The organism is Candidatus Lokiarchaeum ossiferum, assembly GCA_025839675.1.
In the GTDB taxonomy this organism is placed as follows: domain Archaea; phylum Asgardarchaeota; class Lokiarchaeia; order Sigyniarchaeales; family Promethearchaeaceae; genus Lokiarchaeum; species Lokiarchaeum ossiferum.
The window spans coordinates 3,753,695-3,775,850 of sequence record CP104013.1; the positions used below are offsets into that span (position 1 = coordinate 3,753,695).

A 22,156-nucleotide genomic window follows, 5' to 3' on the forward strand; every position below is an offset into this window, starting at 1 on the left:
TTATTTGAGATACGAACGAATAATTTCAAGAAATTTCTGGATGCTGGGATGTTGGATGTCAATATCGAATAATTTGAATAGATTGAGCCATTTCCCTACCTCATCACTCCCTACTAGTAAAGCTTCAAAGTCTTCCTTGGTTCTTATAAAACGAATAAATCCATCTTGCAATTCTTCATTTCTTACTGTAGATCCAAATATTTCATTAACTCGATAAATTAATCGATAATTTCTTCTCATTGGGGTGAGATGGTTTGATTTATAGCGTAAAACTATATAGTTTTCAATGTCTCCATTGTTTTCAATCGTCTCCATAGGAGATTTGAAGATATTCGATGGAAAATCAACTTCATTTCGGATAATTTCATCATAAAAATAGGAATAAATTCGATAATCTTTTTCGTACATGGCTTCAAAATCATGAAGTGATGAAAAAGTTAGTAGTAATGTATTTTGGGGGGTTATTATCGCTGTCTCAGGCGGAATGGGGGGATAATCCATCAAATTTTTTAGAATTGTAGTCAAAATGCTTATCGTTTCTAAATTCTCATCGGATTTTGAGATTACAGAAATTTCGAGAAACGGTTTTTCCACAGCTTTTCACTCCCTCTAGACAATATTTTTTGTTAGTAGTTAAATGTCTTGTGTTTATGTAAATAATAAGTCGTGATACTTGAATATGTGAGTTCTTCATTTGAGAGATTGAATTATTTCCATGAATTTTTGAATAGTAGGGTGGGATATATCTATATTGAATAGCTGAAAAACTTCTGTCCATTGAGCAACTTCATCACAACCGATAAGCATGCCCTCCCAATCTTCTTTAGTTTTTAAAAATCGTAAGTATCCATCTTGAATCTCTTCATTGGTAATTTTAAATCCAAATATTTCATTTACTTTATCTATCAGTCGATAATTACGGCGCATCGGGGCGAGATTATTTGATCTATAACGAAGGACGATGTAATTTTGATAATAGTCCTCATCCTTAATCGTAGTATTCTTCAATTTTTGTTGCTCTTTGAAGAAATTTTCATCAAGATCTATATGTCTTCGGAGAATTTCATCATAAAGATATTCGTATACTTCATACGTGTGGCTATATGCTGCATCAAAATCTGCTAATGATTGGAAAGTTACTAAAAGGGATGGCTTGGATGTAAATTCTATTGATTCTGGAGTTTTCGTCCATATTTCAATCAAACCTTCTTTGATTCTCTGTAATAATTGAATATCATCCAAATTTGTATCACTTTTTGAAGCAATAGAGATTTCTAAAAAAGGTTTTTCCATGTTATCCCACAATTTCTTAAGTAACAGTTTGTCCACAATTTTTAAGAAATTTAACTTTTATAATATATGAAAGGTATTTCTCAAAATCTTGTTCTTCGCTCCTACTTGCTGGCAACGCTTACTTTTGTTATATGGGGTACTTCATTTGCTATTGGTAAATTTGTGACTCCCAGTCCTCTTTCTCCTTTCAATATCACATTTTTCAGGACAGTTATTGCTGCTCTCACTTTATTTATAATTATCGCTTTGAAAGGTCAAATAAAGGCATGGTTTGTTGTTTTTCGGCAAGAATTTCTGAAGTATCTTATTATTGGAGTATTTTTCTATGGGTGTGGGTTTATTTTGGAATATTGGGCCCTTGCCCGAACTGAAGCCTCGAATCAAGCGATGTTGAGCAATACCATGACATTTTGGGTGGTCTTGATCAATTTTTTTGTTTTTAAGCAACAAATAAAGAAAAATTTTATAGTGGGGCTAATTTTAGCGTTTATTGGCGTTATACTCATTCTGCTGACCGACGAATTTAACTTTTCTTCTGCTACCATTATTGGAGATGTAGGAACTCTAATTGCCTACATCATTTGGGGGATGTACAGTGCATTCACAGCAAAAATGAATGAAAAATATAATCCTCTTTTCTCGACATTGTCTATTTTCATATCTTCTTTGATTTTATTACTTCCGATGGCGCTGATACAAGGAGGATTTCAAGAAATTACACAAATGTCATCTATCAATTGGCTTGCTTTACTCTATTTAGGCATAATATGTGGTGGAATCGCCTTTTGGATATACAATATCGCCTTATCTAATGAACAGGTTTCATCGGAATATATTGTCATCTTTTCTCTACTTAATCCCATAATTGGGGTTGTAACTGGTATTATTTTGCTTGGAGAAGGGCTGGTTATACGGGAAATAATTGGTATCATAATCATTCTTTCAGCCATTGTACTTGCAAACTGTCAACCAAATAATATGGACTCAATTGAAATAATCTCAGCTAAATTATAGGATATTTGCCAATCTTAAACTTTTTAAATTTTTAGATTGAAATTCATATAATGCAGATAAAAAAGGGATTTTTTACATTGGAAATGATTTTTTTAGGGTTATTAGGCGTAATTTTGTTTGTAGTAATGGAATTTAATTATCTTTTGTTTCACTCATTTATTGAGATTTTTGCGATTGTGATTTTTTTTACCACCTTTTTGATCACTGTTATATCTCGCAAGATTGTGGAAAGCTCTCTTTTACTCCTTATTGGAATTTCAAGTATTTCTTATGCCTTTTTAGATTTATTGCATCTGTTAACTTACCAAGGGATGGGGGTTTTTATTGCAATTGATACAAATATTCCCACTCAATTTTGGATTGCGGCTCGTTATTTTCAAAGTATTTCGTTTCTAATTGGTCTTCTTTTTAGTCGGAAGCACGTCAACTCAGTATTAGTGCTTGCAATTAATATGGTTCTTGTTACTTTTATTTTGTTATCGATTTTTACATTTTCTATCTTTCCTGATTGCTACGTTGAGGGGGATGGATTAACCTTATTTAAAATTATAAGTGAATATATAATTTCGGGGTTCTATGGCCTATCTATTTATTTATTATTTCGAAAGAGAAAAAAAATTGATTCCCACATCTATATATTTTTCCAAACCGCTTTAGTGTTGAACATAATTTCCGAACTTCTATTTTCATTCTATACTGATGTTTATGGGCTGACGAATTTCTTTGGCCATGTGTTGAAGTTCTTTGCATGTTATTGTTTTATGAAATCGATCATTATGACTTTTTTAAAAAATCCGGTAAATTTACTGGTCTTTAGCTTAAAAAAACATGAGCGAGAACTTAAACAAGAACTCCTTTCCAAAGATATTCTAATAAAAGATATCCATCACCGTGTGAAAAATAACTTACAAATGATTTCAAGCCTAATTATTTTACAATCCCATGAAATCCAAGATGAAGAAACATTAACAGTTTTCCAAGAGTTACAAGATAGAATTCAGTCGTTTTCTTTATTGCACCGACATATTTATCAATCTCCTGATTTATCACAAATTTCCCTTGAATCTTATCTAACACAATTAGTCCAATATTTGAAAGAATCGATTAATGTGAAAAAAGAGATTTTAATGGAAATTGAAATCGCAGATGTGATGGTTTCTACTAAAATTGCAATCAATTGTGCTCTCATAATTACGGAGCTGTATTCAAATGCAATGAAACATGCGTTTAATCACCAAGAATCAGGAAAAATATCAATTTGCATATCTCAACTCGAATCCAATCATCTAGAATTGACTTTCAAAGATAATGGAATGACGAAAATTGCCTTGGATTCTCTCTATAACTCAAAAAATTTGGGTTTCCAGTTGGTATTGGCTGGAGTGGAACAATTAAGAGGAAAATTAGCTCTTGTTGTAAACGATGGATTACAAGTTATCATCAAATTTCCTTTAGATGGAAAAAACAGCAAAAATCTTTCTAACCATGTTGATTTTTAAAACTTTAAGGGTAATTCCGTGTCTGTCTGTTTATTAACAGAATCGATCCTGATAAAAAAAAGGAGATTTAATATTGTTCGACCCAATTTTCAAGTTCCAAATACAATCTCTTTAAATTTTCAAGTTGTTCAGAAGTAGCTTCCCAATAGGAACGACGGTGTGCTTGGAGAAAATCTTTAATCATGGACATCATTGCAAAGTGATTATTTTCAACCAATGCAGATTTAATTTCTTCATTGTCAATATATTGTGAATAATACCGATTCCAAATTTGGCTATTCACACTATCAGTTGTAGCAGATAAGCCAAGTACATTTTCAAGTCGTTCAGCAACTTTTTGCCCTCCATGGAAAGGATGTGCCAACATACCTTTTATCCATTTGGGATTTAATGATCTGGTAATGGAACCTTCTAGTACAGTAGATTGAAGAGTATCTAACCTGATTTCTTTTGAAGTAGTGTCGGCAATCAGAGTAGGTATTTTTTTTTTTTGCACTTCTTCAGCGGATCGCGAGAGACCTCCTGCAAATTCATAATAGTGATCAAGATCAGTAATATGGTATTCGGTTGAATCTCTTACTTGACTGATGACGTCCAACTTCTTTAGTGAATGAATGAAAGCTTTTTTTTGTTGGGACACAACTTGGTTTTTTTGGTAAGTAAAGCTCATCGAATTGATATAATCATCTACTAATTCGGTTTCTTCCGACCAAGTTCCCGCAGAAATCATAGTGGTCAAGTTTGTATTATATTTCCCTGGAGCAGGACCAAAAACACGGGCAATTGGACATCCTGTTCCATCCAATTTTTGTTCTAAAAACAACTTTCTAACAAAATTAAAATCAGTTGGCTCATCTAAATGGGCTACCAATTCGAAAGCTTCATTAAGTAGATTGACAAGGTTTGGAAACGTATCACGAAAAATTCCACAAATTGTAACCAGAACATTGATCCTAGGATGCGTCATTTCATCCCTTGGAATAACTTCCAATTCGGTGGTCCATATTGAGGATTTTTTTACTGGTTTAACTCCAAGATAATGTAAAATTTGAGAAATTGTTTCCCCGCCAGTTTTCATTGTCTCAAATGCCCAAAGAACCACACTAGTCGATTCTGGGTATGTGTGATTACTTTGATAATAATTGGATAAAATTTTACCCGTTATCTCCTTCCCTCGACGAAATGCCGTTGTACTTGGAATCAATCGAGGATCAAATCCATAAGAATTCCTGCCTGTGGGATAAATTGAAGGATCTCGAATCGGGTCACCGCCTAAACCCGGTTCTATAAACTCGCCGCTCAATCCCCGCAAGAGATTCTTCATTTCACAAGATTGCCAATACTGATCTAAAAACTCACCCAACCATCGAATTAGGGGGAAATCAATGTCAGTATCAGATACTGAAAGATGATACTGATGATTTGAATAGAATTTTGTCAAGAGATCTTGAATTTTATTTAGCAGAATTGTATTTTGCACCTTTTCATCACTATCTATTGCTTCTTGCGGAAATATTTCGTGAGAAATACTCCCCGAATGTAATAGGATTTGTGCAATCATATCGCTTAACTCTTCAAAATTTAAATCTTGGCCCAAAATATGTAATCCCATAGGTATAACTTGTGTTTTATATTGATATATTTGCTCTTCAAGAGCACTTATAGATGAATATTCAATGGGAAGATGGGCAATTGATGTTTTGATTTCTTCTTCTAAGATCTGTAGTTTTTCTAAAGAAGCACTATCTCCTGAATTTTGCTGCATGGATGACAATTCATGGTATTCTGCAATAAATTTTTCAATCTGAGCAAATTCTTGATATAATCCAGAAGGTTTGAATGAAGGTCCGGCATGATTAATAACTACTGCGTTTGATCGACGTTTTGCGATTGCTGCTTCACTGGTATTTGTGATGTGATAATAATATAAATGGGGAAGCGTGCCGATTAAATGAATTCCATAATCATCGCTGCATCCGAGATTTTGTTTCCCTGGCATGAATTCTAGAGTTCCATGAGTTCCAAAATGAATGAGTGCGTTGATTTTCAAGAGATGTTCAAGGTAATAGTAAAGAGCTAAATACTGATGGTGAGGTGGGATTTTTTGATTATGATAATCTTCAGCATCACCTTTGACGAGTGTGCGTGCTGGTTGCAAGGCGATTATTATATTTCCAAAAATTAGAATTGGCAATTGTATATGATTCTCGATAATATTTATATTTCCAGGCGGTGCACCCCAATAATCTGTAATTTCTTGTTGAAATTGGAGAGGAAGTTGTTGAAAATATTTGAGATAGGTGCCAATTGGAAGTTTTACTCCAAAGAAATGCGATCTATTTAGGTACTTGGCCTTATTGATTGCTCCATTCTGAAAAAAGAGATCACTTAAATGGATATTCTCCAAAAATGATGTTGTAGAATATCCTTCTTTAATAAGGGTTGGAACTAAGTTGGTTAATGATGCAGAGACATCTAGATATGCTGCATTCCCCAGTTTATCTTCTCCAGGAGGATAATTATAGATCATCACCGCTACTTTTTTTTCTGCATTGGCTAATTTTCGTAGTTTTAGCCATTTTTTTACACGTGCACCTATCAATTCGATATTTGGAAGGAGTGGTATAATTTTTAGGATCTCATTATGAATCAAATCTGAATATCCATGTGAATACATGCATCCCACAGTCATCATTTCAATTTTTCCATCCAATTCTGGCATGACTACTGATATTATTTGATTAATCGGAATAGTTCCTTGATCTGATTCAAGATAGTCATTCAAGAGAAGATCAAATTGAATAACAGGTGTTATATGGGGAACATTCATTTCTCGATACAAATCAAGCGTTATTTTCGAATCTCCACCAAGTGGTCCTCCATTTAACTGGAAATATTGGAAATTGAGAACAATATCAACAATACATTGGCGTTTTCTAAAAAAATAGTTACGATGTGCTTCCACGTTCTGTAAAACATCTGAAAATACCGGAATAATATTATATTCCTCAAAGCGAATAAAAAATTCTCGAATAATTGGTAAAGATTGTTCAAAATATAAACCACCATAAAAAAACAAACCAATAGTTTGCTTATTAGCATCTAAAGGATGTTTTTTAAGAAATTGAGGTAATGAATCGTAGTATTGGTTTTCAATAGGATGATAAATCCCTTGTTCGGGTATGAGAGCAGGAAGAGAAACTTTGAGATTTGAATATCCCATATAAGATTTGAGAAGAAAGAGAATTAAGTTCTTATGATTTATGGGTATACCCGCTAATCCATTTATCCAATATTGTCGAAAATAAACCCAATTTCGAATATCTCGTAATGCCTTGAAGGGAAATAGTTTTGAAAACACTCCGAGAATTGCATCCATTTTTTTACCTTTTCTTACAGCATCTGTTATATCGGGAAATTCATCAAAATTGAGTTCTTGGTCTTTTTTTGAAGAATTACTTGCCGGAATCATTTTCCCTCGGAAATGACCTAATTTCGTCAGTCGCATTAATCGCGGGCTTCCTGCAACTATCGTTATAACTTGCATATTTTCATAGCGTTCTGGATCAGAAGTTTCCATACGGGAAAGTTCTTCTTCAAGAATTTCTACCGCCAAACAATAACCCCTGATATCTAGTAAAAGAACATCTGAATTTGAAATAGCAGAACGAAATTTGTCTTGGGATATTTTTTCTTTATTGATGTCTTGAACCATATAAATATATAAAGAAATATTGTATCCGTATGTTGCGTTAATCTCAGCAAGGCCTTCGGTCAACCATTGTAATGAGACTGAAGCTGTTATCAAAGAAATTACGGGTTTAAAACTGGATTCACTTGTAGAAATCTGAGTCATGGATGGATTCCTTCCTATTAATATATATAAATTTAAAAAATGAATATCTCTTGAGACCATAGATATTTTAAATTGGTGTAGTTATATTCAAACTGGAACTTTAAGTAATCCTTGCTCTTTTAAGATAAATTCCAACTGAGAAACTGTGAGATCAGATAAATGATAATATGCAGCGTTTGCCAATTCCGAAAAATCCTTGCAAAGTTGTAAGGGTACCTCCGAATGTTCTGTATCTATGACGAGGGTTTCAATTTCATCTGCTGCTAATTTTTCCGCGAGGTAAAGAACATCTGAAAGTGCATCGCGAAAGAACACATTCGCTCGAGCGTCTGTGATGAGCACCAGGAGAGGGATAAAACCTGTTTTCTTCCGTTTTTCTTCATCAATCACTTTGAAAGCTTCTATTATTCCCGCAGCCAAGGGTGTTGTTCCACCCGTAGGAATTTCATGAAGTAACTTGTACGCTAAATCCACACTACGAGTCGGAGGGAGAATAATTTCAGCCTTTTCTTTTCGAAAAATAATAAGACAGACTTTATCGCGATTAATGTAATTATTTTGCAGAATACGATAAATAGCACCTTTCACAGATGCCATTTGGTTTTCAACACCCATTGAAGCTGAAGCATCAACACAAAAGATGATAAGGTGACTTGATTTCCCAATTCTTTTTTTTGTATGGATGTTTTCATCTTTAATTACTAATTTATTCCCATTTTTGATGAACTCACGATTTTCTGGGTTCAACGCAGCAGAGTTTAATGTTTCTGTCAACGAGATATCAGTGGAAGTGGGGAGATTAATTTGCTGTGAAGAAACACCTCCGACATACTTACCTTTACGGTCTGCGGTAGGATGAGTGATTTTGGAACCAGAAACTTTTAGCATCTTTCGAATTCGTTTTTGGTGAAGTATTTGAGGACTTTGAATATCATAATTTACGCCGAACACTTGATCAGGAGTAATAATTTGTGAAAAATCAGGAGAGCCATTTTCTGTCACGTTCTGTTCTGAATTTTGCAAGAGTTCTTCTTCTGATTCAGATACTGCTTCAGACTCGGATTCAGCTTCAGCTTCAGGTTCAGATTCAGCTTCATCTTCAGGTTCAGATTCAGCTTCAGGTTCAGATTCAGCTTCAGGTTCAGATTCAGCTTCAGGTTCAGACTCATTTTTAATCTCTGGTTCTTCAGATTGTGCAGAATCTGGCTCTTCTTCTTCGAGTTGTGTAGAATCTCCTTTTTCTTGAAATTCTTTTATCAACCTATCAACAAAATCTTCATCAAAAGCATCATCTTCAAAAGGAAGACGGTGCAATCTATGCGTAATAGCCAACTTAGTGGCTATTTTTATATCTTGAGGTAAAACTTTCAAACGATTTTTATACGCTGCTAATGTTTTTGCCGTTTCTGCGATGGTGATATCTGCTCGATGTCCATCAGTTTTGAAATGGATACAAATTTGTGCAATGAGAGCCAGTAAGTTATCAGAAATTTCTGTTAAATGAAGGATGCTCCGTCCATGAATAATCTGTTTCTGTAGTTTTTTTTGCAGAGTATCAAATTGAGCATGGAATTTCTCTGGATCTTCACGATATGCCGCAGAATATTTCATTATCTTCACACGTTGCTTTATATCTGCAATTCTTTCAATTGTTGTGCTCAATCCAAAACGATCCAACAACTGTGGGCGAAGATTTCCTTCTTCAGGATTCATTGTTCCAATTAAAATGAAGTGGCTTGGATGATGAAGGCTGATTCCTTCTCTTTCAATTACATTGATACCCATTGCAGCACTATCAAGTAGAATATCAGCAACATTGTCTGCAAGCAAATTGATTTCATCAATATAGAGAATGTTTCGATTCGCTGTAGCCAAAATTCCTGGTTCCAAAGATTTAATTCCTTGGGTGAGGGCTTTCTTAATATCAATGGTACCAACCACCCGATCTTCGGTGGAATTAATGGGTAGATTGATTACTTGCATCTTTTTGTATACAATATCTTGATCGGTGAAACTATTGGTGCGAATCTTTTCTTGACAGACATGACAAGATTCTTTGGGATCATCTGGATTACAGTTGAATTTACAATCTTTAATCGTTTTAATATCTGGTAATAGGTCAGATAACGCCCGAACTGCAGTACTTTTTGCAGATCCCTTCATTCCTTTAATAAGAATTCCGCCAATCTTTGGGTTGATTGCATTCAAAATCAACCCCAATTTCATCATTTCTTGACCAATTAGGGCCGTGAAGGGATAAGGTTTGTAATGTGTCATGCACTTCAAATCTTTGTAATTCTCTACAATCGAAAATAAAATAATTTATAACAATAATCTCAATTAATAATATTTTCGAAATGAGTATTACTGATAAAAATGACCCAAATCATAAAAAAATTTCCAATGAATTCAAGGCACTTTGGGCATCAATGAAAAAGCGGTGAAAATGATTATCCTAAGTGGAAAAATTTTCCCTTAGTTGAAAAAAAAACACATTTAAGTTTATATAGAAAAACTCATTTCGTTAAAGTAGGTTTAAAACATACACCTAGCAAAAAAAATACACTAAGTGAGAAGAATGTCACAACCATACATACATCGTCCACCGCTTTATCGGTTTTTACGGAACATTATAGATGTCCCTTTAGAAAAAACCATCCTTGATTGTGGAGCTGGCGGAAAAGTTCCACCTCTTGCATTATTTCAGTCATATGGATTTAAAACAACTGGAATTGATATTTCAGAAGAGCAAATTAAGAGAGCCAATGAATATTGCAAAAAAAATAATGTTGATCTTAATATTCAATATGGAGATATGACCAAAATCCCGTTTGAAGATGAGTCCTTTAGCTATGTCTATTCTACTGGTTCTATATTTCATTTGACAAAGAAAGATAGTGGCATTGCAATTCAAGAAATGTTGCGAGTTTTAAAGAAAGGAGGATACCTTTATGTCGATTTTCTTAATACCGATGATGGTGAATATGGAAAGGGTGAAGCTGTTGATCCAATAAACTCACCGGGTGAATTTCATCAAAAAGAACGTGGGAATGAAGTTCTTCATTCCTATTATGAGGATAATGAAGCCGATAGATATTTTAATGGGGTCTTGATTGAGTTAAAAAACAAAAATAATATGGAGATTCTTCATGAAGGAACAGTCCATCAACTTTCCTTCATTGAATATATTATCAAAAAGATCTGAATTACTTTCAATCTGATTTTTTCCAAATTCCTCCCTATTTTGTATCGGAATTGATAATCAATACTCATGACGATGATCTTGCGAGTCTAACTCTATTTTTAACTCAGTCTTCCCTTCAAGGATCGTTGGTTTCCTTTCTAGTTATAGTTTTTAATATCGTGTGCTTTTTCAGTGCTAATCTGACTCAAAAATGATTGTTAAGTTGAAAAGTGAAAAATTTAATTGCATAAATCATCCTAATTCGTGCTATTTTATTCAAAAAGATTGGATAGTGCTTTTGATGAGTCTGATAATCAAACTAATTAGAGATGCCTTATAAAATATTAGGTCTAATTTTATATGTATGAATACATATTCATATCGTAACCAGTAATATTGGTGGAAAAATCATGCCAAGTGGAGATGGAACGGGACCCAATGGACGTGGTCCGATGACAGGTCGAGCTTTAGGGCCTTGTAATGGAAATATCGTACCTGGATATGGTCGAGGTTTAGGATATGGACGCGGTGGCGGTTTTGGCCGCGGTCGAGGTATGGGATATGGTCGAGGAAGTGGCTATGGAGGAGGTTACGGACGAGGTCGAAGCTTTGCTTACCCTCCTGTTCAATATACACCTTCGATAACCCCTTTTGATGAAGAAACTCAATTAAAAAATCTTGAACTTCAAAAAAATCTGCTTGCGAACGATATGCAAGCCCTCGAAACTGAAATTGAAAGATTAAAAAATAAACAATAATTTTTTTTTCTTCATCCTATGCTCATTCGTTGAGTTTTTTTCTTTTTCATCATCTACTTAATCAGAATAATAATGGTAGAAGTACATTCTATTTTGATCAAAAGTTTAATTTTTAAATAAATTTTTCAGGAGATAAAACACCATGGTTATTTCTTCAGTAGAATCAATCATTGTTTGATCAACGCTGTTGAAAGAAGTATAATTTTTTTTTCTCCGAATTTTGAAGTCAAAAAGATGGTTATGTACCGACTAAAACTTTAAATCCAACCTATCTAAATGTTAGTCAAACAAAAATGGAATTAAAATCATGAAACCGATTCATTATAATTTAAGTTTAGAACCCGATTTGACCGCCTTTACATTCAAAGGTAAATCTCAAGTTGAGATTGATCTCGAGGTTCCTGCATCCACTGTGTGCATTCATGGAAAAGATCTCGAAATTCAAGTGTGTAATTTACGAAAAGAAAATGCTACTTCTCCCGTCTCCCGTTGTGACTTTGATTTTGATCAAAAAAAACAAGAAATCATCGTAAAATTACCTTCTGAAGTGTCCGGGAAGATTTGGCTAGATTTTGAATTCACAGGTATATTAAATGATATGCTTGCAGGTTTCTATCGAAGTCGTTACATTGTGGATGGGGAAACGCGGTATATGGCCACCACTCAATTTGAAGAACGAGACGCGCGTGCTGCTTTTCCCTGTTTTGATGAACCTGCTTTGAAAGCTACTTTTGATCTGGAATTTATTGTGGATTCTCATTTACAAGGGATCGCTAATACTGCAATTAAGGAAGAAAAAGCCCTTGAATCAGGAAAAAAATCTATCAAATTTAATAGAACTCCTCGAATGAGTACCTACTTGTTATACTTTGGAATTGGGGAATTTGAATTTTTAGTAGATGATACGAAATCTCCTATCCTTCGTATTGCTGCCCCTCCTGGAAAAGCACAATTTGGGAAATTTGCTTTGGATATTGCTCGAAAATCATTTGACTATGGTGAAACAGTTTTAAAAGCCCCTTATCCGATAAGTAAGTGTGATTTTCTTGTAGTGACCGATTTTGCTGCAGGGGCGATGGAAAATTACGGAGCAATCACCTTTCGGGAAAACTTACTTCTTACTTATGAAGGAAAAAGTTCTAAACTCGACTATATTCGAATAGCTCAAGTTGTAGCCCATGAAATTGCTCATATGTGGTTTGGGGACTTAGTGAGTCCGTTAAAGTGGAAATATATCTGGTTAAATGAATCTTTTGCCACATATTTCACTTATGCCATTCCGGATTATTTTTTCCCAGAATGGAAATCTTGGGAAACTTTAGTTGGTGATCGCGGTTTAGGAGGCATGAATCGGGACTCACTTATTTATACTATTCCCGTTGAACTTCCAGGGGATGACGAAGTTAATATTGATGCTTCTACTGCCCCGATAATTTACGCTAAAGGGGCTATCATAATTCGAATTCTCGAAGAATTTTTAGGTCAAGAGAAATTTTTCGAGGGAATTCGCCATTTCTTGAAAAAGTATCAATATGACTCCGCTTCGAGTGAACAATGTTGGGAAGCTTTTGAAGAAGCCACCGGAGAACCCATTATTGATTTCGCACATTCATGGGTAAATCAACCTGGCTTTCCTTGTATCGAAGTAAGTCAAGAAGGGGCAAAAGTCACTTTAACTCAATCACGATTCACTTATCTTGAAAACCAATCTTCAAATTTATGGGTAATTCCGGTTCATTTGAATCTGTATATGAAAGATGGTTCCAATCAAACTATGGCTGTCGTACTTAAACAAAAATCGATTTCATTCGATTTACCTGCAGATACGCTCTGTTTTAAATTGAATAAGGATCAAGTTGGCTTTTATCGAGTTAAATATTCGTTGGAACATTTGGATTGCTTGGGAAATATGATTCAGAAGAAAGTTCTTTGTACTCTTGATCGTTTCGGAGTTCAAAATGATTTTTATGCTTTAACTTATCGTGGTGATTACCAAATAAAGGATTATATTACCTTTATTCAGAAATATTTTTCAGAAGATGATTCTGATCTCGCTTTGGTCAATATTATAGAAAATATCGGGCGATTAATGCTGATTTCTCCGAAAAATCGAACCTTTATTTCCGAAATTTCTAAATTATTTGCTGAATCCGTGCTAAAAAGGATAGGTTTAGATCCCCAAGAAGATGAAACGATGTTGCGAGCGGTTGTTCGTAGTGACTATTTGCACATTGCAGCAGAATGTGGGTCTCAAGTGGCTAAGGACTATGCTTTCAAACAGTTTGAGTTGTTACGCGAAGACAAAGATGTGCCTGCAGATAATTTAGGGTCTATTTTGCGAATTATTGCTGCTAACAAACCAGAAACTTGGCAATATATGGTGGATCAAAGTTTAAACCCTGATCTTCCAGAAGGGAAAAAGGTCCTCTTTTTAACTGCCTTAGGTGCTTATAAAACTAAGGAATTATTAGATAAATCCTTAGAATTTAACATAACTGATGTTCCAAAGCGAAATAGGGTGTACATCATAGCAAATGTGGCTCGAAATCCGGAAGCTACCAAATGGATTTGGGGGTATTATCAAGCCAATTTTCAAACCTTTATGAAAGAATTCCCTATTTCCGTTCTGGGGAATACGCTTGCCATAGTTCCACCGATTGGAGGGATGTATCATGAAGAAGAGGTTTTGAAATTTCTGGAAATGGTGCAAAATATGGATCCTCGGGGGAAAGGAACCGCCAAAATGGCGGCCGAAATGGCTCAATTGTATTCCAATATTAGTAAACGATAGTAACTATATTCAAAGTTTTTTTTTTTATATTTTCCTCGTTCTAATTTAAGGAATCAGTAAAACCATCCGAGGTTGCATTCAATAAAATAAAAAAGAGATTTTGCATTACAAATTTTAATTTCTTTTGATTCTTTTTTCCTCAATGAATCATTCATATAGGACTATTCAATTGTAATCCATTTATCCTGGGGAGGAATTAAAAACCGACAGCCATCTTTGGTCACTACAATCATTTCTTCCAGTGAAACCTGCCCATAATGCTTGGTGCGCACTTCTAATTCGAGAGTAAACACATTATTCTCCTCGACGGGAAGATCGGTCTTTCCTTTGTAGATCTCCCATCGGGCTCCCAGATTCACGCCTCCATCATGAGCTTGTTTTCCGACTTGATGTCCTAAGGAGTGCATATATTCTTCATAGCCCCGTTCAATAACATAATCGCGGGCTGCTTTATCCACTTTATATGCTTGAATTCCAGGTTTAATCACCTTGGATGCTCGAAGAATTGCTTCTTTAACTGTGTCGAATGCATGGTGGAGTTCATCTGGGATTTCGTCGTACTTGCCAAAATACCACATTCGTTGAATGTCTGAACAATATCCTTTCAAACGCACTCCAAAATCGTTATGTAAGGTATGTCCTTTTTGAATGACTAAATCTTTTCGTGGAAAATCATGTCCTAATTCCTTATCGGGTCCAGCATCCACTGAAGGACAGCCTTGTTTTTGCCATGCGGCTCCAACTCCATGGGCATCCATTTCCTCAAAGAATTTTTCTTGTACTTCAAATTCAGACATACCTACTTGAAATTTCTTCGCCATACTTTGATTGATTACTTCCGTTAATTCACACGCTTTGGTAATCAACTCTACTTCGGTAACAGTTTTCCTACCTCTTAGAGCGTTGATAATTTTAGTAGAACTACAAAATTTGTCTGTATAATCTGCCAGTATATCTTGTAAAATTAACCACATTCCATAAGAAAGACCATCGGCTGTGACATCCGTTTTTGAATAATTGAGGGCAATCTTTTTGGGTTTCAGTTTTTTCATTAAGTTTTGAAGAGGTTCAGCAAGTCCTTTCTTACATCCAATAACTTCATCCCAAAGTCCTTTACCCCGGGTGGCATTTTCATCAAAATATGCCACAATCGCTGTTTTTGTTAGAACTCCATCCTTTAGGGAAAAAACAAAAGCTGATTGTCCTACTACATCTCCTCCTACTACCAATTCCATCGCTGGATCTGGCGTAGAAGCTGTTTCGCGCACAAAAATCATCCAACAATCAATATCCACTTCTTTTAATATTGGAATTAATTGAGCATGCTTTTCATTAATAATCGAATTTAGTAATTCTGGATTCGGATATTCTTGACTCATAGTATTTACAATAATAGAAGGGGAGTAGAAAAAAATTTGGAATAATGATGATTTATTTTGTAGATATACAACTTATTCTTGAATCCCATGTTTTAACATGACTATTGTGTCCATCACTCGACTCCAACTGTATGTACTATCCTCAATTGGGGGGTTTTCCAAAGCAAAGCGAATATAGGCCATTTGTGCAAAATGATGCACTGCATGCATCGAGGTTCGCCAGATCATCCACCCTAAAGTGCCCATCTGTATTGTTTGTTCCTTATCCAACACATGGGGGATAATTTCCAACTGCTCTCCCTCAGATTTCTCGATGGTTTTCAATAAATATTCTTCCATCTTGTCATATCCTTCAATAATTATGTCCATGGGATTATCCGGTCCGATGTATTCCAAGTTTTCATGCCCTTGCTTTAACAACCAAAATATCTCAGCATTTATGATGTGCAGGAAATATGACTTAATTGACCTTCCCTTGGTATTTGGAGGTGTCCAAGTTTGTTCTTCTTCCTTTAAATCCACAATCATACGGTGTCCATAACCGCGCACTAGTTTTACCAGCTCAATTAGCTCATTTTTAGAAGTTTTCATTGTGATTGAAATAAGTAGACAAACCATAAAAATTCGTATTTATTGATAGCTATATGAAAATTTATTTTGTGCGCCATGGACAATCTTATGTTAATATAACACGTGAGTTTTCCTATAAGCTGGTAGATAAGCCTTTGACTTCTAAAGGAATTAAGCAGGCTAAGGAAGTCGCTCAAACATTAGCAAATTTACAAATTGACTTTATTTATTCTTCTCCCATGAAAAGGGCATTGGAAACGGCCCATTGGATTGGAACTAAGACTAAAAACCAAATTGAGTCTATTGAAGATTTTCGAGAATTAAATGTTGGTGATTTGGAAAGACATCCTCCGTCCGATGAAAGTTGGGAGCAATTTTTTGAAGTGTGGCATGCTTGGGATAGTGGAAATCATGAAAAATCATTTCCCGAAGGCGAAAACTACAATACTCTTCTTGAACGAATGAAAAATGGTTTAAAATTGGTTCTTCAATCATCTTATCATACCGTTGTTATTGTGGGTCATGGGGGAATATTTTGCCAGTGTTTACCCGCTCTTCTAACTAATTTAACTCGAGAAGATTTAAAACATAAAGATTGGCCAAATACTGGAATTATTGAAGCAAAGCTTGACCTAGTAAATAATAATGTACAAGGATCACTTATATCAATGAATTTCTAATCCACTTTTATTATTTCTCTTCCATTACTGTCAAAATCATCGAATGAAGTGAAATGATTTAATTACTCAATCAACCTTATTATTTTCATGCGAAAATTCGGAAAGTTAAAGGTATTACTTACAGTATTTCTGTGTCTTACTGCTATTTTTGGACCCATGCTTTTTGCAGCTGCTGCTGAAGAAAGTTTCACGTTGTCGACCGGGGAACATAAAACCATTGCTCTCGGTGAATTAAATACGAAGCATATAATTTCTGTTTCATTTGTTTCTGATAACAAAGTTCACATATTTCTCATAGAAAATCGGGAAATTGCAGACTTTTTAGCAGATAAATCCAGTATGAAGGAAGAAACCGATAGTGGGACCACTGGGGGATTTGAAGATCATAAGATAGAGTATAATTCTGATTATAGTCTTATTATTAGAAATTATGACACACTTTCGGCATCTGGCTCAATTACATATGAAATTTCTGGAGGAACTGATTTTACTATTATTGGGATCATCGTAATTGTAGTTTCTGCTTTAGGGACCATAGTTGCAATAGGTATTCGGGCTAGTCGTGGAGAAAAAGTTAAGTTTAACAAGGATCACAAAGGAAACACCCGAGTTACCTTTGAATAATCAAAAAAAAATTTTTTGTTTTTTTTTTTTGTATAGAAACTAATTTCATTTTTTTGGCTTGGTTATCAGGAAAATTAAAAGCAGTAACAATGAGAGAAATATCCAAAATCCTGCACATCCATAAAGGAAAATTAGGAGATATTCGTTGTAAAAACTGGTTCCAAGCAAAAAGAGACTTAATGCTCCCACAAATATGAGATAACCAAAAAAAATCATCATCAATTTCATGCCCAGAGAGATCGATTTTGAAAAAGATTTTATCTTTCCGCTAAGATTTCCTGAGGAAAACAAGGTTTTAATCCGTATATTATCTTTGTAAAATGCTTTTAACCAGACAAAATAAGCCATGATTCCAGCGCCTAAGAGACTGAAAAAGGCTTCCGTGAATCGGAAAGGATCTTCAGTTCCAATTGTTAGATTCAAAAGATATTTTATCGAAATAATCATAATATTCATCCAAAATAGATATAAAGTGATTGAAATGATTCCAATAACGAATTTAAATGCACTTTTCAAATTTCCTTCTTGGGCGGAGTCACCTAATTTCTGATTTACTCGATGCATCAGTGAAAAATGTCTCCGAAGAAGTGGTAATTGCTTTAAAATCTTCATTTTATCATCCGGTATATCTACGGCTACTGCTAAAAATCCAAAGAGGAAGAAAATTGAGTAGGAAATGAATGCAGGAATTTCAAAAAATAAACCGATAATATATCCTATTCCCAAAAAAAAACCGTAAGTAATGATTGAAATAAGGATTGAGTAAAATGGCTTTCGTTTTTCCTTTTTTTTTTCCATTTTTCTTTCCTACTTTGACTTTTTCTTCTTATCTTTCTTTTTTTTGAACATTTTTGGCCAATATAATTTCCCTATTAAGAATACTAATAGGGCTCCAAAACAACCTGCAAAGATTGATTTTACCGTGGTTAATAAAGATTCATTATTGGTAATAATAAAATCTAGGATTTCAAATACAATACTCGCTCCAAGAATTAAATTGACCATGTTGAGTATTTTTTCTTGCCGTTTGTTCCCTTCTTCTTGTTTATCTAAAAAGATTGAGTTGAGTTCTTCAGTATTACTCTCCAACTTGTCGGAAATCATTTGCCAATTCTTTTCAATATCATTAATTTCGACACAGTGTTTTAATAAAGTATGGTAATGTTGTCGATGGCTACGTGAAAGATCTGTAAAGAAAGGTGCAAGAGTTTTTTGAAGGATCATTTTCAACCGGTTTGTTTTATCTAAATCATCTTTAATAAGGGCGGGTTTTTTGTCTGTGAATTCTTTCGTAGTGAGCTGTTGTGTATCTTGATCAATTTCAGCATTCACTAAGACCATCGCAAATCCTATTGTTCTGATCTGAATTACAGTTTTGATCACCGTATTATACATATAACCTGTAGAATCTGGAGTGTGTTCATCTTTAATGAAATATTTTGGATAATTTTCTTCATTCATAAAGACTAAGCCCGAATTTCGATTGATAAAATGCATCTCTGAAGTTCTATTACTTAAATTGAATTCCACTCTTCGGGCATACAATTCATCATGATAATCGGGAAATTGGCCTGAATAGAGTTCCACCCATTTTCCAATTTCTTGTTTGTTTTGATCAATTGTTTTTTTAGTCCACTCTATTGTAGAGTCCGAGGTTGTGTTTGAAACAACATTGATTGCATAGGGGACTGTGTGTTCATCAAACAAGAATTTCTTTTCAAAAGCTTTAACTAAGTCATACCATATAAGGAACACAATTTGTTGCATCAAATCAGGGCGTAATTCTTCTTTTCGACAATTCTCTACATTATTTTCCTTTAATTGAATCCGCAATAGCAAATAACCCAATTTCTTAAAAATTAAATCTTCCCTCTGATATTGAAAATCCTCAATATAATTATTCCATTTTACGGTAATATCTAATGAATGTGCTATTTTTACAATATTTTCCCGAGTCTGAATCTCTGGAACAAACTTTTGATTAATCATTTCCAGTGATATACTTTGACATCTTTGATTTACATGCTTTTCAATCTTAAGGATCTCGTCATCCAATTCCTTCCCTTCTAAAGAAGTGAGGGTGGAAATTCCAAGCCATTCTTCATGGAAAATAAGCTTTAATGTTGAATCACTCATAGACAAAGTATTGGCAATTTGAGTAATAAGTTTTTAGGTGAACCTATTTGAATCTGGTGACTTCTCGCACTATCTCTCGGGAAGCATGATAAGGTTGAGGAATGGCTTTTTTGGGAAGAATTAATTTGCTTATTTGAATGTTTTCTCTTAATATTAACTGATTATATGCATAATACAAGAGAAATTCTAAATTAATGACATCATCGTTATTGTAGGCAAGTAGCGTCTCCAAATAACGTAAATCTTGTGTTTTTCGATATTTTCGCCATAAAATAACTGCTGTATATCCATCCACACCGTCCGTCTCTTCACGGACAAGACCCACTTTCTTTTCAATTTTCTTTAGTCCTCCTCGTAATCCAATCCTTCGGAGTAAAAAACACAGGTCAAAATGAACTTGGGGAAGTTTAATGCCCATTTCAGATTGAATAAAGGGAACATCAAACCCTTTTCCATAGAATGTTGCAATGGCTGGAAATTGAGCAATGAAAGCAGGAAAATCACCTAAGTTTTTATGTCGAACAAAATCATGTACTTTCACACCATCATAGACTGCAATGGTCGTTATATGGCTTGAAGGAAAGGATAATCCCGTTGTTTCAATATCGAGATAGGCTATTTTCCCTAAGAAATTTGGGATAAGTTGCCAGTGAAAGTCCGAGGAAATAAATTGGTTTATTGATCTAATATCAAAATTTTGACATGCCTGTTGAAATTGGGGAATAAGTCGTTTCATACGTTCCCAAATTGATCGTGAGATGGAAACTGGTTGGGGTTTTTGGAGCACATCTTGCCACGTATGAATTTTCGCCATTCGTAATTTCTGTTCCGTTTTAATACCTACCGAAGGAAAAATTTGGAAATTGTGCTCGATCATAGCTATATGTTGTATTTTTTCTAAGTTATTAAAAAAACTAGGCAATTTTGATTTAGTAAAATCTCCTCAAACAAAAAAATTGTGAAAAAAAAAATAAAACAAATATGGTAAATTTAACTTGCTTCTAATTCAGTTTGATAGTCGGTAAGGAGATCTGCTTCAGCTTCAACCACTGGTGTTTCTGAAGATTCTTCTGCTATTGACTCATTTCCATAAGATTCGCCATAGTGCATCATGGTGGTGAATTTAATCAAGATAAAATAGACTATGATAGAAATAGCCGGACTGATGATGAAAATGGCCACAATCGGGGTAAATTCCCCGATTATTCCCCAAATTATTAATCCTACAGGATTGAGTGATTTAATAATAGTAAACATTGAGGCAAACACTCTTCCTTGGAGTTCTTTTGGTATTGTTACTTGAAGTACAGACATCAGTTGGGTGTCAATAAAGGCAAGATCAATTCCCAAAATTGCACAAGCGATATAAAACAACCACCAAGTGCCTTGCGGAACTAAGGCTAAACCAATTAATACAACTGATAGGAACATACCGCTAGTAATTACTGATTTCATCGTTGATTTTCGCTTGGACGACATCAATAAGATAGAGCCACCTATCATTCCAACTTGAAACAAGACTTCAACCCAACTATAGTTGGTCACTGTGCCTTCATGATGTCCTAAGATTAAAAGAGGAAACAATGAGAAAATGGGAACCACAATAAAATTGGCGGTTGCAAACATAAAAAATACGGATGTCAAACCAGATTCTTTGATATAACTTAACCCTTCTCCAAATTCTTTTTTGAATGAAATTTTATCACCCTTTTCATGATTTGTGACTGATGGAATTCGAATTAGGAATAAAATAACAGCTGTTGGAATAAAAGTAAATACATCTAACCAATATATTTGTTGAATCGTGAATGTTGATACAGCTATTGCTCCAATTGCTGGACTTGCAATGTTGATTAACGAATTGAAGATTTGATTTATTGAATTGATTTTTTTGATTTTTTTTTCTGGAACCATTAAAGGTGTTAGACTTACTGAAACTGGGTTCTGAAAACCTTGACATGTGCCCCTTATCCCTAATAGGACCAAGATGTGCCACAATTCTGCTACATTAAGTTGAAATAAGATAATTAAAACAAATGTTGCTAATGCTTGGGTAGCATCAGAAATAATTAAGATCAAGTTTTTATTAAATTTGTCCGCAATCACTCCTGAAAATGGCGATACGATAATCATGGGAACAATAGATGCAATACTTGCAATCGAAAGAATCAAACTACTTTCAGTTGATTCAGCGAGGTACCAAATAACAGCAAAAGAAACAATCATTGACCCGATCATTGAAATAAATTGGGTAATGAAAATGATAATAAATCCTTGGAAGGATTTTTCGGAAACTTCGTTGTAGGAGATCATAGATAATCAATCATTTTTTTTTTACTACTATGTAATTTTAGTGTGTATTGCTAATAAAC

Annotated in this window: 17 protein-coding genes; 7 read left to right on the plus strand and 10 right to left on the minus strand. The window is 34.5% G+C overall.

Going from position 1 to position 22,156, the window contains the following annotated elements; translation table 11 throughout:
* Together NEF87_RS15835 and NEF87_RS15840 are read right to left on the minus strand one after the other, a co-directional pair.
* Window positions 1-594, minus strand: coding sequence for a hypothetical protein (locus NEF87_RS15835; protein WP_457916582.1), 594 nt, complete (start codon window positions 592-594; stop codon window positions 1-3).
* 96 nt (window positions 595-690) lie between these two features.
* Window positions 691-1,293, minus strand: coding sequence for a hypothetical protein (locus NEF87_RS15840; RefSeq protein ID WP_457916583.1), 603 nt, complete (start codon window positions 1,291-1,293; stop codon window positions 691-693).
* Between the two features lie 66 nt (window positions 1,294-1,359).
* Between NEF87_RS15840 and NEF87_RS15845 the strand changes: the two genes are divergently transcribed.
* Together NEF87_RS15845 and NEF87_RS15850 are read left to right on the plus strand one after the other, a co-directional pair.
* Window positions 1,360-2,307, plus strand: a complete 948-nt coding sequence (locus tag NEF87_RS15845; RefSeq protein WP_457916584.1) for a DMT family transporter — start codon at window positions 1,360-1,362, stop codon at window positions 2,305-2,307.
* A 50-nt stretch (window positions 2,308-2,357) separates the two neighbouring features.
* A complete protein-coding gene (locus NEF87_RS15850; protein ID WP_457916585.1) occupies window positions 2,358-3,806 on the plus strand; it encodes an MASE3 domain-containing protein in 1,449 nt (482 codons plus the stop codon).
* A gap of 67 nt (window positions 3,807-3,873) precedes the next feature.
* On the opposite strand, the gene NEF87_RS15855 is transcribed toward NEF87_RS15850, so the two are convergent.
* Window positions 3,874-7,662, minus strand: a complete 3,789-nt coding sequence (locus NEF87_RS15855) for a cobaltochelatase subunit CobN (RefSeq protein WP_457916586.1) — start codon at window positions 7,660-7,662, stop codon at window positions 3,874-3,876.
* 87 nt (window positions 7,663-7,749) lie between these two features.
* Complete coding sequence (locus NEF87_RS15860; RefSeq protein ID WP_457916587.1) at window positions 7,750-9,939, minus strand: VWA domain-containing protein; 2,190 nt, start codon at window positions 9,937-9,939, stop codon at window positions 7,750-7,752.
* 301 nt (window positions 9,940-10,240) lie between these two features.
* On the opposite strand from NEF87_RS15860, the gene NEF87_RS15865 reads away from it, so the two are divergent.
* From NEF87_RS15865 to NEF87_RS15875, 3 genes are all read left to right on the plus strand, one after another.
* Window positions 10,241-10,867: a class I SAM-dependent methyltransferase gene (locus NEF87_RS15865; protein ID WP_457916588.1), complete on the plus strand. Its 627-nt coding sequence runs from the start codon at window positions 10,241-10,243 to the stop codon at window positions 10,865-10,867.
* 389 nt (window positions 10,868-11,256) lie between these two features.
* Complete coding sequence (locus NEF87_RS15870; RefSeq protein ID WP_457916589.1) at window positions 11,257-11,604, plus strand: DUF5320 domain-containing protein; 348 nt, start codon at window positions 11,257-11,259, stop codon at window positions 11,602-11,604.
* Window positions 11,605-11,911: 307 nt separating this feature from the next.
* Window positions 11,912-14,395: a M1 family metallopeptidase gene (locus NEF87_RS15875; RefSeq protein WP_457916590.1), complete on the plus strand. Its 2,484-nt coding sequence runs from the start codon at window positions 11,912-11,914 to the stop codon at window positions 14,393-14,395.
* Between the two features lie 161 nt (window positions 14,396-14,556).
* Here the strand turns inward: NEF87_RS15875 and NEF87_RS15880 are convergent, their stop codons facing one another.
* Both NEF87_RS15880 and NEF87_RS15885 read right to left on the minus strand, forming a co-directional pair.
* The gene (locus tag NEF87_RS15880; RefSeq protein ID WP_457916591.1) at window positions 14,557-15,774 is read right to left on the minus strand and encodes a M24 family metallopeptidase; all 1,218 of its coding nucleotides are present in this window, start codon (window positions 15,772-15,774) and stop codon (window positions 14,557-14,559) included.
* A gap of 72 nt (window positions 15,775-15,846) precedes the next feature.
* Window positions 15,847-16,365 (minus strand): DinB family protein, encoded by a 519-nt coding sequence (locus tag NEF87_RS15885; protein WP_457916592.1) that lies wholly within the window; start codon window positions 16,363-16,365, stop codon window positions 15,847-15,849.
* 53 nt (window positions 16,366-16,418) lie between these two features.
* Between NEF87_RS15885 and NEF87_RS15890 the strand changes: the two genes are divergently transcribed.
* Both NEF87_RS15890 and NEF87_RS15895 read left to right on the plus strand, forming a co-directional pair.
* Window positions 16,419-17,024, plus strand: a complete 606-nt coding sequence (locus NEF87_RS15890) for a histidine phosphatase family protein (RefSeq protein ID WP_457916593.1) — start codon at window positions 16,419-16,421, stop codon at window positions 17,022-17,024.
* Window positions 17,025-17,111: 87 nt separating this feature from the next.
* Window positions 17,112-17,648 (plus strand): hypothetical protein, encoded by a 537-nt coding sequence (locus tag NEF87_RS15895; protein ID WP_457916594.1) that lies wholly within the window; start codon window positions 17,112-17,114, stop codon window positions 17,646-17,648.
* Window positions 17,649-17,693: 45 nt separating this feature from the next.
* Here NEF87_RS15895 and NEF87_RS15900 read toward each other — a convergent pair whose 3' ends face one another.
* The 4 genes from NEF87_RS15900 to NEF87_RS15915 form a co-directional block, all read right to left on the minus strand.
* Window positions 17,694-18,446: a hypothetical protein gene (locus NEF87_RS15900; RefSeq protein WP_457916595.1), complete on the minus strand. Its 753-nt coding sequence runs from the start codon at window positions 18,444-18,446 to the stop codon at window positions 17,694-17,696.
* A 9-nt stretch (window positions 18,447-18,455) separates the two neighbouring features.
* A complete protein-coding gene (locus NEF87_RS15905) occupies window positions 18,456-19,784 on the minus strand; it encodes a hypothetical protein (protein WP_457916596.1) in 1,329 nt (442 codons plus the stop codon).
* 43 nt (window positions 19,785-19,827) lie between these two features.
* The gene (locus NEF87_RS15910; RefSeq protein ID WP_457916597.1) at window positions 19,828-20,661 is read right to left on the minus strand and encodes a ribonuclease H-like domain-containing protein; all 834 of its coding nucleotides are present in this window, start codon (window positions 20,659-20,661) and stop codon (window positions 19,828-19,830) included.
* 113 nt (window positions 20,662-20,774) lie between these two features.
* Window positions 20,775-22,097 carry an MFS transporter gene (locus NEF87_RS15915; protein ID WP_457916598.1) on the minus strand — a complete coding sequence of 441 codons (1,323 nt, stop codon included), beginning with the start codon at window positions 22,095-22,097 and terminating at the stop codon, window positions 20,775-20,777.
* Window positions 22,098-22,156 lie beyond the last annotated feature (59 nt).